This is a genomic window from Pseudomonas sp. zbq_18 (assembly GCF_043102245.1).
Classification (GTDB): domain Bacteria; phylum Pseudomonadota; class Gammaproteobacteria; order Pseudomonadales; family Pseudomonadaceae; genus Aquipseudomonas.
On the sequence record NZ_JBICIT010000021.1, the window covers coordinates 1 to 14,455 of the forward strand.

At 65.6% G+C, this 14,455-nt stretch carries 11 protein-coding genes and 1 riboswitch; of the genes, 9 read left to right on the forward strand and 2 right to left on the reverse strand.

The annotated features are described in order from the left end of the window. Positions 1–26: 26 nt before the first annotated feature. Entirely contained in the window at positions 27–2,027 is a 2,001-nt protein-coding gene (gene tkt, locus ACF8C6_RS16580) for a transketolase (protein ID WP_392500282.1), read from the reverse strand. A 187-nt stretch (positions 2,028–2,214) separates the two neighbouring features. On the opposite strand from tkt, the gene ACF8C6_RS16585 reads away from it, so the two are divergent. The 3 genes from ACF8C6_RS16585 (at position 2,215) to ligB (ending at position 6,192) form a co-directional block, all read left to right on the forward strand. Then, the gene (locus ACF8C6_RS16585; RefSeq protein WP_392500283.1) at positions 2,215–3,210 is read left to right on the forward strand and encodes an ArsR/SmtB family transcription factor; all 996 of its coding nucleotides are present in this window, start codon (positions 2,215–2,217) and stop codon (positions 3,208–3,210) included. A gap of 13 nt (positions 3,211–3,223) precedes the next feature. After that, positions 3,224–4,414 carry a methionine adenosyltransferase gene (gene metK, locus ACF8C6_RS16590; protein WP_392500284.1) on the forward strand — a complete coding sequence of 397 codons (1,191 nt, stop codon included), beginning with the start codon at positions 3,224–3,226 and terminating at the stop codon, positions 4,412–4,414. A gap of 113 nt (positions 4,415–4,527) precedes the next feature. Then, complete coding sequence (gene ligB / locus ACF8C6_RS16595; RefSeq protein WP_392500285.1) at positions 4,528–6,192, forward strand: NAD-dependent DNA ligase LigB; 1,665 nt, start codon at positions 4,528–4,530, stop codon at positions 6,190–6,192. Here ligB and ACF8C6_RS16600 read toward each other — a convergent pair. Continuing rightward, entirely contained in the window at positions 6,186–6,638 is a 453-nt protein-coding gene (locus tag ACF8C6_RS16600) for a c-type cytochrome (protein ID WP_392500286.1), read from the reverse strand. The genes ligB and ACF8C6_RS16600 overlap by 7 nt on opposite strands. A gap of 312 nt (positions 6,639–6,950) precedes the next feature. After that, positions 6,951–7,045, forward strand: a riboswitch (S-adenosyl-L-homocysteine riboswitch). An 8-nt stretch (positions 7,046–7,053) separates the two neighbouring features. On the opposite strand from ACF8C6_RS16600, the gene ahcY reads away from it, so the two are divergent. The 6 genes from ahcY to ACF8C6_RS16630 form a co-directional block, all read left to right on the forward strand. Next, complete coding sequence (gene ahcY / locus ACF8C6_RS16605; RefSeq protein ID WP_392500287.1) at positions 7,054–8,463, forward strand: adenosylhomocysteinase; 1,410 nt, start codon at positions 7,054–7,056, stop codon at positions 8,461–8,463. A 60-nt stretch (positions 8,464–8,523) separates the two neighbouring features. Beyond that, on the forward strand, positions 8,524–9,372 hold the full coding sequence (metF, locus tag ACF8C6_RS16610) for a methylenetetrahydrofolate reductase [NAD(P)H] (protein ID WP_392500288.1): 849 nt from the start codon (positions 8,524–8,526) through the stop codon (positions 9,370–9,372). 118 nt (positions 9,373–9,490) lie between these two features. Beyond that, the gene (ppnN, locus tag ACF8C6_RS16615; RefSeq protein ID WP_277688220.1) at positions 9,491–10,867 is read left to right on the forward strand and encodes a nucleotide 5'-monophosphate nucleosidase PpnN; all 1,377 of its coding nucleotides are present in this window, start codon (positions 9,491–9,493) and stop codon (positions 10,865–10,867) included. A 58-nt stretch (positions 10,868–10,925) separates the two neighbouring features. Continuing rightward, positions 10,926–11,696 (forward strand): substrate-binding periplasmic protein, encoded by a 771-nt coding sequence (locus tag ACF8C6_RS16620; protein WP_392500289.1) that lies wholly within the window; start codon positions 10,926–10,928, stop codon positions 11,694–11,696. Between the two features lie 199 nt (positions 11,697–11,895). Then, positions 11,896–13,743, forward strand: coding sequence for a DEAD/DEAH box helicase (locus tag ACF8C6_RS16625; protein ID WP_392500290.1), 1,848 nt, complete (start codon positions 11,896–11,898; stop codon positions 13,741–13,743). A 143-nt stretch (positions 13,744–13,886) separates the two neighbouring features. Next, positions 13,887–14,455 (forward strand): transposase family protein (locus ACF8C6_RS16630; protein WP_392500291.1); only part of this gene is annotated, 569 nt, incomplete at its 3' end.

Genomic DNA, 14,455 nt, shown 5'->3' on the forward strand with positions numbered 1-14,455 from the left:
TCTCCCGCAAGCGGGAGAGGGGTGAGTCAGGCGTCCAGCAGCTCGGCGGCGGTTTCCAGGATATTGGCCACGGTGAAGCCAAATTCCTCGAACAGCTGGGCGGCCGGCGCCGACTCACCGAAGGTGGTCATGCCGATGATGCGCCCTTCCAGGCCAACGTACTTGTACCAGAAGTCGGTATGGGCGGCCTCGATGGCGATGCGCGCCCCGACCTGCAGCGGCAGCACGGCCTGCTTGTAGGCGGCGTCCTGCTGGTCGAACACGGAGGTCGACGGCATGGACACCACGCGCACCTTCTTGCCCTGCTCGCTCAGCTTGTCGAAGGCCTGCACGGCCAAACCGACTTCCGAACCGGTGGCGATCAGGATCAGCTCCGGCTCGCCGGCGCAGTCCTTCAGCACATAGCCGCCGCGGGCCACGTCGGCCAGTTGCTGGGCATCACGCGCCTGGTGCGGCAGGTTCTGGCGGCTGAAAATCAGCGCGGACGGGCCGTCGGCACGCTCGATGGCGTACTTCCAGGCCACGGCGGACTCCACCGCATCGGCCGGACGCCAGGTGTCCAGGTTCGGCGTGCCGCGCAGGCTGGCCAGCTGTTCGATCGGCTGGTGGGTCGGACCGTCTTCGCCCAGGCCGATGGAGTCGTGAGTGAACACGAACAGCACGCGCTGCTTCATCAGCGCCGCCATGCGCACGGCATTGCGCGCGTATTCCATGAAGATCAGGAAGGTCGCGCCATAGGGAATGAAGCCGCCGTGCAGGGCGACGCCATTCATGATCGCGCTCATGCCGAACTCGCGCACGCCGTAGAACAGGTAGTTGCCGGTGGCATCGTCAGCGGAGACGCCCTTGCAGCCTTTCCACAGGGTCAGGTTGGAACCGGCCAGGTCGGCGGAACCGCCGAGGAACTCCGGCAGCAGCGGGCCGAAAGCGTTCAGCGCGTTCTGGCTGGCCTTGCGGCTGGCGATGGTCTCGCCCTTGGCGGCGACTTCCTGCACATAGGCGGCGGCTTTCTCGGCGAAGTCGGCCGGCAGCTCGCCGGCCAGGCGGCGCTTGAGCTCGGCGGCCAGCTCGGGATAAGCGGCGGCGTAAGCGGCGAAGCGCGCATCCCAGTCGGCCTCGCGGGCCGCACCGGCAGCCTTGGCGTCCCACTCGGCGTAGATCTCGGCCGGGATCTCGAACGGGCCATGATTCCAGCCCAGCTGAGCGCGGGTAGCGGCGATCTCGTCGTTGCCCAGCGGCGCGCCGTGGCACTCTTCCTTGCCGCCCTTGTTCGGCGAACCGAAGCCGATCACGGTCTTGCAGCAGATCAGGGTCGGGCGGTCGGTGGTCTTGCGCGCGGTCTCGATGGCGATCTTGATTTCTTCGGCGTCATGGCCGTCGACGTTGCGGATCACCTGCCAGCCGTAGGACTCGAAGCGCGCCGGGGTGTCGTCGGTGAACCAGCCGTGGACTTCGCCATCGATGGAGATGCCGTTGTCGTCGTAGAAGGCGATCAGTTTGCCCAGGCCCAGGGTGCCGGCCAGCGAGCAGACTTCATGGCTGATGCCTTCCATCATGCAACCGTCGCCGAGGAAGGCGTAGGTGAAGTGATCGACGACGGTGTGACCGTCACGGTTGAACTGGGCGCCCAGCACCTTTTCGGCGATGGCGAAGCCGACGGCATTGGCGATGCCCTGGCCCAGCGGGCCGGTGGTGGTCTCCACGCCCGGGGTGTAGCCGTATTCCGGGTGACCCGGGGTGCGGCTGTGCAGCTGACGGAACTGCTTGAGATCGTCGATGCCCAGGTCGTAGCCGGTCAGGTGCAGCAGCGAGTAGATCAGCATCGAGCCGTGACCGTTGGACAGCACGAAACGGTCGCGATCAGCCCAGTTCGGGTTCTGCGGGTTGTGCTTCAGGTAGTCGCGCCACAGCACTTCGGCGATGTCCGCCATGCCCATGGGGGCACCGGGGTGGCCGCTGTTGGCCTTTTGCACGGCATCCATGCTGAGCGCACGAATGGCATTGGCTCGCTCACGACGGCTGGGCATCGAAAAATCTCCTGGGGGGACGGGTCACGGAAAAAGGCGCGTATTTTCGCCCAGCCTGGCACTCAGGGGCAATGACAGATGGTCGATGCCCGCCACCATTCACCGCAAAAAACCTCAAAGGCAAATATCAAAACTTTTTGATATTGCTGTTGCTGCCTGAAAAATGACCGACTAGACTGCCGTCCCCATGAATGCGCGCGCACCCCAGCTCCACTTCGAGCCCGCCGACGAACTCGCCGCCCTGTGCAAGGCCGGCGGCGATCCGCTGCGCCTGAACGTGCTGCGCGCGCTGGCCAACGACTCGTTCGGCGTACTTGAGCTGGCGCAGATCTTTGCCATCGGCCAGTCCGGCATGAGCCACCACCTCAAGGTACTGGCCCAGGCCGGACTGGTGGCGACCCGCCGCGAGGGCAATGCAATTTTCTATCGCCGCGCCCTGCCTCAGAGCGAACTGCTCGGCGGCGTGCTGCACAGCGCCCTGCTCAATGAAGTCGATGCCCTGCAACTGGCCGAGGACGTGCGCGCACGCATCGCCGCCGTACACGCGCAGCGCGCCGCGGCCAGCCGCGATTACTTCGCCCGCAGCGCGGACAAGTTCCAGGCCCAGCAGGACCTGATCGCCGGCCTGCCACAGTATCGCGACAGCGTGCTGGCCCTGCTCGATGCGCTGGGTTTCGCCGCCGGCAGCACGGCGCTGGAGGTCGGCCCCGGCGATGGCGGTTTCCTGCCCGACCTGGCCCAGCGCTTCGGCCACGTGGCAGCGCTGGATAACAGCGAGGCGATGCTGGAGCTGGCGCGCCAGCGCTGCCAGAAAGAACAACTGGGCAATGTCGAACTCAAGCTCGCCGACGCCCTCATCGACGACATCGACGCCGCCGACTGCGTGGTGGTGAACATGGTGCTGCACCATTTCGCCGCCCCGGCCGTGGCGCTCAAGCAGCTGGCACGTTTGGTCAAGCCAAGCGGCAGCCTGTTGATCACCGAGCTATGCAGCCATGACCAGAGCTGGGCCAGGACGGCCTGCGGTGATCTCTGGCTCGGCTTCGACCAGGAAGAACTGGCCCGCTGGGCCGACGCCGCGGGGCTCACGCCCGGCGAGAGCCTCTATGTGGGCCTCAAGAACGGCTTTCAGATTCAGGTACGGCACTTCGCCAAGCCGGATGCGAAGCAACCTCAGGAATGAATAGGACTTTGAAATGAGCGAATACTCCCTGTTTACCTCCGAATCCGTGTCCGAAGGCCACCCGGACAAGATCGCCGACCAGATTTCCGATGCCGTTCTCGACGCCATCATCGCCCAGGACAAGCACGCCCGCGTGGCCGTGGAGACCCTGGTGAAGACCGGCGTCGCCATCGTCGCCGGCGAAGTCACCACCAGCGCCTGGGTCGATCTCGAGCAGATCGTTCGCGACGTGATCTGCGACATCGGCTACACCAGCAGCGACGTCGGCTTCGACGGCGCCACCTGCGGCGTGATGAACATCATTGGCAAGCAGTCCCCGGACATCAACCAGGGCGTCGATCGCGCCAAGCCGGAAGACCAGGGCGCCGGCGACCAGGGCCTGATGTTCGGCTACGCCAGCAACGAAACCGACGTGCTGATGCCGGCGCCGATCCGCTTCTCCCACGCCCTGGTCGAGCGCCAGGCCGAGGCACGCAAGTCCGGCCTGCTGCCGTGGCTGCGCCCGGATGCCAAGTCCCAGGTCACCTGCCGCTATGAAGACGGCAAGGTCGTCGGCATCGACGCCGTGGTGCTGTCCACCCAGCACAACCCGGACGTCGCGCTGCCTGACCTGCGCGAGGCGGTGATGGAGCTGATCATCAAGCACACCCTGCCGGCCGAGCTGCTGCACAAGGACACCCAGTTCCACATCAACCCGACCGGCAACTTCGTGATCGGCGGGCCGGTGGGCGACTGCGGCCTGACCGGGCGCAAGATCATCGTCGACAGCTACGGCGGCATGGCCCGTCACGGCGGCGGCGCCTTCTCCGGCAAGGACCCGTCCAAGGTCGACCGCTCGGCCGCCTACGCCGGCCGTTACGTGGCGAAGAACATTGTCGCCGCAGGCCTGGCCGAGCGCTGCGAGATCCAGGTGTCCTACGCCATCGGCGTGGCCCAGCCGACCTCCATCTCGCTCAACACCTTCGGCACCCACAAGATCGCCGAGGAGAAGATCATCCAGCTGGTGCGCGAAGTGTTCGACCTGCGTCCCTATGCCATCACCAAGATGCTCGACCTGCTGCACCCGATGTATCGCGATACCGCGGCCTACGGCCACTTCGGCCGCACCCCGCAGCAGAAGACCGTCGGCAACGACAGCTTCAGCACCTTCACCTGGGAGAAGACCGACAAGGTCGACGCCCTGCGCGCGGCTGCCGGCCTCTGAGCCACAGGCCGCGACGCCAGAAGCCCCGCATATGCGGGGCTTTTTTATGAGCCGCGCACCTGGCGCCCGCTGCGCTAGGCTTGCCTGGTCATTTCGAGAGCAAGGATGCTCCCATGTCACGCTGGATCGCGTTATGCCTGGCGCTTTGTGCAGCGCCATTGTCGGCCGCTACCTGCCCCGAATGGTCAGCCGCACGGGCCGCCACTGAAGTCTCTGCCCTGCAACAGCGCCTGGCCACCTGGGATCACGCCTACCATGTCGAAGGCCGTGTACTGGTTAGCGATGAGGTGTACGACCAAAGCCGCGCACGCCTCGCGCAGTGGCAGGCCTGCTTCGCCAAACTCCCCAAAGCAGCCAACGCCCCACTGCATGACGCCGGCGGGCGCGCCATCCATCCGGTGCCTCAGACCGGCCTGAACAAACTGCCCGACCTGCAGGCGGTAACGGCCTGGATGGCCAACCGCACTGACCTGTGGATTCAGCCGAAGGTCGATGGCGTGGCCGTCACCCTGGTCTATCGCGACGGCCACCTGAGCCGGGTAATCAGCCGCGGCGATGGTCGCAGCGGCCAGGACTGGACGGCACAGGCGCGCCGCATTCCGGCCATTCCCCTCCAGCTGGCACAGCCTGCCGAACTGATCCTGCAGGGCGAGCTGTACTGGCGCCTGGACGGCCATGTGCAGCGCCGCTCAGGTGGACTGAACGCGCGCAGCCGAGTGGCCGGCGCCCTGGCGCGCACGGTCCTGGCAGAAACGACCGCAGCACAGATCGGCCTGTTTGTCTGGGACTGGCCCAACGGTCCGTCGAAGATGAGCGAGCGCCTGGCAGGCCTGCAGGCAATGGGCTTCGCCGATAGCGCAACGCTGACCCAACCGCTGCGCACGACCACCGACGCCGCCCAGTGGCGCGAACACTGGTATGCCAGTGCCCTGCCCTTCGCCAGCGATGGCGTGGTGTTGCGCCAGGGGCAACGGCCTCCGGCCACTGGCTGGGTCGCCGCGCCACCACACTGGGCCGCAGCCTGGAAATACCCGCTGCGCGAGGCACTGAGCGAAGTGCGCGCCGTGCAGTTCAAGATCGGCCGCAGTGGGCGCATCACCCCATTGCTGCAACTGGCGCCGGTGGAGCTGGATGGCCGCACCGTGCAGCGCGTCAGCCTCGGCTCACTCAAGCGCTGGCAGGCGCTGGATGTACGCCCTGGCGACCAGGTCAGCATTACCCTGGCCGGCCTGACCATTCCTCGACTGGAACAGGTTGCCTGGCGCAGCCAGGTGCGTGCAGCGCTGGCCGTACCCGACCCCGCCAGGTATCACGACCTGAGCTGCTGGCAGCCGACGCCAGGCTGTGAAAGCCAGTTCAGTGCACGCCTGGAGTGGCTGAGTGGCAAGCGCGGTCTGGCCCTGCCCGAGGTCGGCGCCGGCACCTGGAACACACTGCAACCACAAGGCTTGCTGGACTGGCTGGAGCTGGACGAAGCGGCGCTGGCCTCGCGCCCAGGCCTCGGCCCGCGCAGTGCCGCCAGGCTCAGCGCCAGCTTTGCTCTGGCGCGGCAACGCCCCTTTGCCCAGTGGCTACGCGCCCTCGGCCTGCCGCCTAGCGGCTCGGCGCCGCTGGGAGAAGACTGGGACAGCCTGGCCACCCGTGATCACGCGGCATGGGACGCCTATGCCGGAATCGGCGCCAGCCGCGCCGCACAGCTGGTTGCATTCTTTCGCGAACCACAGGTTCTGGCGCTGCGTGAGCAGCTACGCGCCGCCGGCGTGGCCGGCTTTCAGTAGACACGGAACTCGTCGTGACAGGCCCGGCAGGCGGCCTCGACCTTGGCCACTGGATCGACCAGCGCAGGCTTGCGCAGGGGCTGAACCTGAGCTGCCGCACGCAGCTCGGCGGTACTCGCTTCCAACTCGCGGGCCAGCTGCTGGAAGCGTTCCTGGCGCTGCCAGACCTCGTCACGCGCCTGACTGCCATCGAGGTTCTCGCGCACCTGCGGGAAGTGCTGCCAGGGCTGACGGGAGATCTCGTCCAGGTGCGTCGCGCCCTGGGTGAAGCGCTCGGCATTGAACATCAGCCGCCCGCGCAGCATGCCGCCGAGGTCCTCGCTGGTCTTGAGCATGTCCTTGAAGATCGCCTGGCGCTGACCCAGTGGCGAGTTGGGGTCGACCCGGTCGCAACCGACGATCAGGGTGCAGGCCAGCACGGCGAACAGGATTTTCGAGGTCATCATCTTCAGCCAGTCGTTTGCCAAAAGGCCGACAGTATTGCCAGTCCGTCTGCTCCCGCCAAGGGTCAGGTCGCCGCAGCCTCCTCGGGGAGCGGTCGCGAGTGAGCGCTGCAGGCTGCAGCCATTGCCGAGCACAGGGCACTCCTGCCTTAGGGATGCGGCTGCGCCGAGAGCATGCCGGCCGACCACTCATCACGTGTGACAAGGATTTCAATGCAGCGCTTGGCATGCGACGGAAAGCCTTGGGCAAGCTGCACAGCATGGCTATAATCGCCGGGCTTCACACGATTGGCTCCGCCCGGTCGTGCCCGCCACCTGTCCGAGGGGCGCTGCAGCAAACTCTGGTTGACGGAGATTTGTCAGGCTCGGATGGGGCGTTTACCCGAACGCATCAACGGCGCCCATTCGCAGACAACGAATGGAGAGCTTTCGCATGAGCGCTGCTTTTACCGATTACAAGGTCGCCGACATTTCCCTGGCCGACTGGGGCCGCAAGGAACTGACCATCGCCGAGTCCGAGATGCCGGCACTGATGGGCCTGCGTCGCAAGTACGCCGCCAGCCAGCCGCTGAAAGGCGCCAAGATCCTCGGCTGCATCCACATGACCATCCAGACCGGCGTGCTGATCGAGACGCTGACCGCGCTGGGCGCCGAAGTGCGCTGGTCGAGCTGCAACATCTTCTCCACCCAGGACCAAGCCGCTGCCGCCATCGCCGCCGCCGGCATCCCGGTATTCGCCTGGAAGGGCGAGACCGAGGAAGAGTACGAGTGGTGCATCGAGCAGACCATCCTCAAGGACGGCCAGCCGTGGGACGCCAACATGGTGCTGGACGACGGCGGTGACCTGACCGAGATCCTGCACAAGAAATACCCGCAGATGCTCGAGCGCATCCACGGCATCACCGAAGAAACCACCACCGGTGTGCACCGCCTGCTCGACATGCTCAAGGCCGGCACCCTGAAAGTCCCGGCGATCAACGTCAATGACGCGGTCACCAAGAGCAAGAACGACAACAAGTACGGCTGCCGCCACAGCCTCAACGACGCCATCAAGCGCGGCACCGACCACCTGCTGTCGGGCAAGCAGGCGCTGGTCATCGGCTACGGCGACGTGGGCAAGGGCTCGGCGCAGTCGCTGCGCCAGGAAGGCATGATCGTCAAGGTCACCGAAATCGACCCGATCTGCGCCATGCAGGCCTGCATGGACGGCTTCGAGCTGGTGTCGCCGTACATCGACGGCATCAACGACGGTACCGAGGCCAGCATCGACAAGGCGCTGCTGGGCAAGATCGACCTGATCGTCACCACCACCGGCAACGTCAACGTGTGTGACGCCGGCATGCTCAAGGCCCTGAAGAAGCGCGCCGTGGTGTGCAACATCGGCCACTTCGACAATGAGATCGACACCGCCTTCATGCGCAAGAACTGGGCGTGGGAAGAGGTCAAGCCGCAGGTGCACAAGATCCACCGCACCGGCGCTGGCAGCTTCGACCCGGCCAACGACGACTACCTGATCCTGCTGGCCGAAGGCCGTCTGGTGAACCTGGGCAACGCCACCGGCCACCCGAGCCGGATCATGGACGGCTCCTTCGCCAACCAGGTGCTGGCGCAGATCTTCCTGTTCGAACAGAAGTTCGCCGACCTCAGCGCCGAGAAGAAAGCCGAGCGTCTGACCGTGGAAGTGCTGCCGAAGAAGCTCGACGAAGAAGTGGCTCTGGAGATGGTCAAAGGCTTCGGCGGCGTGGTCACCCAACTGACCAAGCAGCAGGCCGAGTACATCGGCGTCACTGTAGAAGGCCCGTTCAAGCCGGACACCTACCGCTACTGATGCACCGGGAAGGCGGGGCGGCAACGCCCCGCCTTCTTCGTGTCTGCAAGGACCCAAGTTATGTCGCAAGACCCACGTAGTTACAGCTTCGAGTTCTTCCCCACCAAGACCGAAGCCGGACATGAAAAACTGCTGAACGTGGCGCGCCAGCTGGCCGGCTACAACCCCAACTTCTTTTCCTGCACCTACGGTGCCGGCGGCTCGACCCGCGACCGCACGATGAACACCGTGTTGCAGCTGGACGGTGATGTCGGCGTGCCGACCGCGCCGCACCTGTCCTGCGTCGGCGACAGCAAGGACGAGCTGCGCAGCCTGCTCAGCCAGTACAAGAACTCCGGCATCCAGCGCATCGTCGCCCTGCGTGGCGACCTGCCTTCCGGCATGGGCATGGCCAGCGGCGAGCTGCGCTACGCCAACGAGCTGGTCGAGTTCATCCGCAACGAAACCGGCGATCACTTCCACATCGAAGTGGCGGCCTATCCGGAAGTGCACCCGCAGGCGCGCAGCTACGAGGACGACCTGCAGAACTTCGTGCGCAAGTGCCAGGCCGGCGCCAACAGCGCCATCACCCAGTACTTCTTCAGCGCCGACTGCTACTTCTACTTCGTCGAGCGCGTGCGCAAGCTGGGCGTGGACCTGCCGATCGTGCCGGGCATCATGCCGATCACCAACTACAGCAAGCTGGCGCGCTTCTCCGACGCCTGCGGCGCGGAGATCCCACGCTGGATCCGCAAGCAGCTGGAAGCCTACGGCGACGACCTGGACAGCATCCAGGCCTTCGGCGAGCAGGTGGTCAGCGAAATGTGCGAGCGCCTGCTAGAGGGTGGCGCACCGGGCCTGCATTTCTATACCCTGAACCAGGCAGACCCCAGCCTGGCGATCTGGAACAACCTCAAGCTACCCCGCTGAGGCCACACTGCCCGTGCCTCTCGGCACGGGCGGCGCGATCAGATACCAGGCTCAGCGCGCCGTCAGCTCCTGACGGCGCCTTCCCCGGCGCACGTCGCCGCCTGACACGGAAGCCTCGATGACTCTGACCCGCAACAAGATCAATGCCTCGGTGAGCCCCAAGGGCAGCCTGGAAACCCTCTCCCAGCGCGAAGTGCAGCAACTGCGCGCCACCGGTTCGGGCAACGTCTACCGCCTGTTCCGCCAGTGCGCCCTGGCCATTCTCAACACCGGCTCGCACAGCGACAACGCCAAGACCATTCTCGAGGCCTACCCGGATTTCGAGGTGATCATCCACCAGCAGGATCGCGGCATCCGCCTGGAGCTGCGCAACGCACCGGCCGACGCCTTCGTCGACGGCGAGATGATCGCCAGCACCCGCGAGATGCTGTTCAGCGCCCTGCGCGACATCGTCTATACCCAGAGCGAGCTGGAAAACCAGCGCATCGACCTGGACAGCTCCGAAGGCATCACCGACTACGTCTTCCACCTGCTGCGCAACGCGCGCACCCTGCGCAACGGCGTCGAGCCGAAGATGGTGGTGTGCTGGGGCGGCCACTCGATCAGCAGCGAGGAATACAAGTACACCAAGAAGGTCGGCCATGAGCTCGGCCTGCGCGGCCTGGACATCTGCACCGGCTGCGGTCCGGGCGTGATGAAGGGGCCGATGAAGGGCGCCACCATCGCCCACGCCAAGCAGCGCATCAGCGGCGCGCGCTACCTGGGCCTGACCGAGCCGGGCATCATCGCCGCCGAAGCGCCCAACCCGATCGTCAACGAGCTGGTGATCCTGCCCGACATCGAGAAGCGCCTGGAAGCCTTCGTCCGCGTCGGCCACGGCATCATCATCTTCCCCGGCGGCGTCGGCACGGCCGAGGAGTTTCTCTACCTGCTCGGCATCCTCACCCACCCGGACAACGCCAGCCTGCCCTTCCCGGTGATTCTCACAGGCCCGAAGAACGCCTCGCCCTACCTGCAACAATTGCATGACTTCATCGGCGCCACCCTGGGCAAGCAAGCCCAGGAACGCTACCGCATCATCATCAACGATCCGGCCGAAGTGGCCCGGCAGATGGCCCAGGGCATGCGCGAAGTGGAACACCACCGCCGTGAACACAACGACGCCTTCCATTTCAACTGGCTGCTGAAAATCGACGAAGGCTTCCAGCGCCCGTTCGAGGCCACGCACGCCAACATGGCCGCCCTCAACCTGACCCGCGAACAGCCGCTACACGAACTGGCGGCCAACCTGCGCCGGGCGTTCTCCGGCATCGTCGCCGGCAACGTCAAGGCCCATGGCATCCGCCTGATCGAGGAACACGGCCCGTACGAGATCAAGGGCGACCCGAGCATCATGCGCCCCCTGGATCGCCTGCTGCAGGCCTTCGTCGAGCAACACCGCATGAAGTTGCCAGGCGGCAGCGCCTACGTCCCCTGCTACCGGGTGGTTGACTGATCGCCCTGCGACTTATTGCTGACTATTCGGCCGGAGTAAAAGCCAGTACTCTGGCCGAATGCCACTATTCCAGCGCCAGATAATTGCCGCCCTATGCTTCTGCAGCCTTGTCTTCACGGCACGGGCTGAGCCGCTGCGCATCGTCACCGAGGCCTGGGCGCCTTATGTGTACGAGGAAAACGGCCAGCCGACCGGGCTCGACTACGAGATCAGCGCCGAAGTGCTGCGCCGCCTGGGCGTCGAGGTCGAATGGCAGTTCCTGCCCTGGAAGCGCTGCCTGCTGGCCCTCGAGCAGGGTCAGGCCGACGGCATCCTCGATATCTTCCGCATTCCCGAACGCGAAGCGCACATGCTGTTCGTCGAGGAGCCGCTGTCGGACGTCGAGTTCGTCCTCTTCCACTCGCGCAGCCGCCCCTACCCCTACCGCCAGTTGGACGACCTGCGCGACCTGGTCATCGGCACCTCGCCCGGCTACTGGTACAACGACCAGGCCTTCCGCGACTCACGCCTGTTCAGCCGCGAAGAGGCGCCGAGCCACGAAGCCAACCTCGGCAAACTGGTGCGCCAGCGCGTCGACCTGGTGGTCAACGACCGCCGCGCCGGGCTCTTCCTCGCCGCCCAGCTTGGCCTGGGCGAGCAAATCGGCTACAACCCCAAGGCTGTCGGTACGGACCGCCTGTATCTGGCCTTGCGCCAGACCACAGAGCTGACGGCACTGGCCGAACGCTTCAGTGCAGAACTGCGGCGCTTCAAGCAGGAAAACGCCTACGCTCGCCTGCAGGCCCGTTATGCCACCCCCGACAACACACCGATTGCCGCGAAAGATTGACTCAGCGCAAGCAATTCAGGCGACGGACAGCTAGCGGCGCCACCAGGTTGCTCTGTTATACTCCGGGCTTCCGCCAGGCTTGCGCCCGGATGCTCGGCAACCCATCGCCCAGCAGTACCGGACGGGATCGTTCAGCGAGAGCGATTCAAGCCAGGCAGCTTCCCCATCGGGCTTTCGCCCCACATTGACAGGATTACACATGTCCTTTGTTTCCCTCGGTCTCTCCGAGGCATTGGCCGGCGCCGTAGAAGCGGCCGGCTACGCCCAGCCCACTCCGGTGCAACAGCGGGCCATTCCCGCCGTGTTGCAAGGCCGTGATCTGATGGTCGCCGCCCAGACGGGTACTGGTAAAACCGCAGGCTTCGCCCTGCCGATTCTGGAGCGCCTGTTCCCGGGCGGCCATCCGGATCGCGAACACCGCCACGGGCCGAAACAGCCGCGCGTGCTGGTGTTGACGCCGACCCGCGAGCTGGCGGCCCAGGTGCACGACAGTTTCAAGGTCTACGCCCGCGATCTGCCGCTGGTCAGCACCTGCATCTTCGGCGGTGTCGGCATGAACCCGCAGGTGCAGGCCCTGGCCAAAGGTGTGGACGTGCTGGTGGCCTGCCCCGGCCGCCTGCTCGACCTGGCCGGGCAAGGTAGCGTCGACCTGTCTCACGTGGAGATCCTGGTCCTCGACGAAGCCGACCGCATGCTCGACATGGGCTTCATCCACGACGTGAAGAAGGTCCTCGCGCGCCTGCCGGCGCAGCGCCAGAACCTGCTGTTCTCGGCGACCTTCTCCAAGGACATCATTGCCCTGGCCAACAAGCTGTTGCGCGACCCCGAGCGCATCGAAGTCACACCGCCGAACACCACGGTCGAGCGCATCGAACAGCGTGTGTTCCGCATCCCGGCCACGCACAAGCGTGCCCTCCTGGCGCACCTGATCACCCTCGGCGCCTGGGAACAGGTGCTGGTGTTCACCCGCACCAAGCACGGTGCCAACCGCCTGGCCGAGTACCTGGAGAAACACGGCCTGCCGGCCGCCGCGATTCACGGCAACAAGAGCCAGAACGCGCGCACCAAGGCCCTGGCCGACTTCAAGGCCAATCAGGTACGCATCCTGGTCGCCACCGACATCGCCGCCCGCGGCCTGGACATCGACCAGCTGCCGCACGTGGTCAACTACGAGCTGCCCAACGTCGAGGAAGACTACGTGCACCGCATCGGCCGCACCGGCCGTGCCGGCCGTAGCGGCGAAGCCATCTCGCTGGTCGCGCCGGACGAGGAGAAGCTGCTCAAGGCCATCGAACGCATGACCAAGCAGCAGATTCCGGATGGCGACATGCAGGGCTTCGATGCGGCCAGCATCGAGGTGGAAAAGCCCGAGCCGCGCGGCCCTCGCCCGGAGCGCAAGCCGCGCGCGGACAAACCCAAGCACGAAGCCAAGCACGAGCCCAAGGCCGAGGGCGACACTGGCGAAGGGCAGCCGAAGAAGCGCAAGCGCCGTCGCGGCAAGGGCAAAGGCCAGGGTGAAGGCGGCCAGCAGCCGCAACAGAACCAGCCACGCCAGGCAAACAAGCCGGCCGCCCCGTTGGCCCTGCCGCCGGAGCGCGATCCCGAGGAGTTCCTCGACGACGAGTTCGACAACTTCGGCAACCGCGCGGACTACGTGCCGACGCAACCCAAGCCGCAGGGGCGCAACCCGCGCCGCGGCGGTCAGGGTGGCGGCCAGGGCAGTGCTCAGCCGCGCGGCCAGGGCGGTCAGCGCCAAGGCGGCCAGAAACAAGGCCAGGGCAAGCCCGGCGGACAGCGTCAGGGACAGGGCCCGAAACGCGGCCAGGGCCAAGGGCAGCGCGGCAATGGCGGCGGTCGCCGTCGCGATGAGCCGCGCTACGAGCGCCAGGAACCCGCCGTGCAGGACAGCCGTGCCGCCAAGCAGCCGCTGATCATCCGCAAGGGTGAGCGCCTGCCTACCGCCGAGCAGCTGGACAGCCTGAGCAACTCCCGCCCGCGCGGTGAGAAGCCAGCCCTGCTGACCCGCAAGAGCGACGCCTCGGAATAGGACTTCGCCTCATGAAAAAAGCCGGCCCCAGGGCCGGCTTTTTTATGGTTCTTCACGGAATACCGGGGTAACCCCAAAAAAGAACGGCGATCTGGTTGAAGATGTTTGTGCGACCAAACCTCTAAACCAGCACCGCCGTTCTGATGCCAAATGCTACTTCTTTCCCTCCGTTTTGGGAGGGGTTTTCTGTTGTCTCCATCAATGCTGATGCCGCCCCCCTGCAGATCGAGCTAGAGCCCAACCCGCTACATCTACCCCGCTGCGGCAGTTGCCAGCAACCCTGTTCATCAATCCACGAATACTGCACACGGCGAATCCGCGATCTACCGATACTGGGACGCCCGGTTGTTTTGCAGGTTCGATTGCGGCGGCTGTCCTGTTTCCGTTGCGGTCAGCGCATGGAGTGGATCAGCTGGTTGCAGCGCCACGCCCGACTGACGCAGCGTCTGGCCGACGCCGTGGCACTTTGCTGTGCACGGCTGCCTACCCGACACGTGGCCGAGATGTTTGGTTTGCACTGGGGCACCGTGCGCTTGCTTGAGCGACGAGCCCTTGAAGCAAAGCTGACGGCACTCTCTGCACCGCAACCCAAGCGCCTGGTGATGGATGAGTTCGCCCTCTACAAGGGGCATCGCTATGCCAGCGTGGTATTGGATGCCGAGACTCGGCGGGTTCTCTGGATCGGCGAGGGGCGTAGCCGCGAGTCCATTCG

What these genes read in the sequence shown, in the direction of transcription:
- tkt (WP_392500282.1), bottom strand. Translation starts at nt 2,027, where the DNA reads ATGCCCAGCCGTCGTGAGCGAGCCAATGCCATTCGTGCGCTCAGCATG.
- ACF8C6_RS16585 (WP_392500283.1), top strand. Translation starts at nt 2,215, where the DNA reads ATGAATGCGCGCGCACCCCAGCTCCACTTCGAGCCCGCCGACGAACTC.
- metK (WP_392500284.1), top strand. Translation starts at nt 3,224, where the DNA reads ATGAGCGAATACTCCCTGTTTACCTCCGAATCCGTGTCCGAAGGCCAC.
- ligB (WP_392500285.1), top strand. Translation starts at nt 4,528, where the DNA reads ATGTCACGCTGGATCGCGTTATGCCTGGCGCTTTGTGCAGCGCCATTG.
- ACF8C6_RS16600 (WP_392500286.1), bottom strand. Translation starts at nt 6,638, where the DNA reads ATGATGACCTCGAAAATCCTGTTCGCCGTGCTGGCCTGCACCCTGATC.
- ahcY (WP_392500287.1), top strand. Translation starts at nt 7,054, where the DNA reads ATGGAGAGCTTTCGCATGAGCGCTGCTTTTACCGATTACAAGGTCGCC.
- metF (WP_392500288.1), top strand. Translation starts at nt 8,524, where the DNA reads ATGTCGCAAGACCCACGTAGTTACAGCTTCGAGTTCTTCCCCACCAAG.
- ppnN (WP_277688220.1), top strand. Translation starts at nt 9,491, where the DNA reads ATGACTCTGACCCGCAACAAGATCAATGCCTCGGTGAGCCCCAAGGGC.
- ACF8C6_RS16620 (WP_392500289.1), top strand. Translation starts at nt 10,926, where the DNA reads ATGCCACTATTCCAGCGCCAGATAATTGCCGCCCTATGCTTCTGCAGC.
- ACF8C6_RS16625 (WP_392500290.1), top strand. Translation starts at nt 11,896, where the DNA reads ATGTCCTTTGTTTCCCTCGGTCTCTCCGAGGCATTGGCCGGCGCCGTA.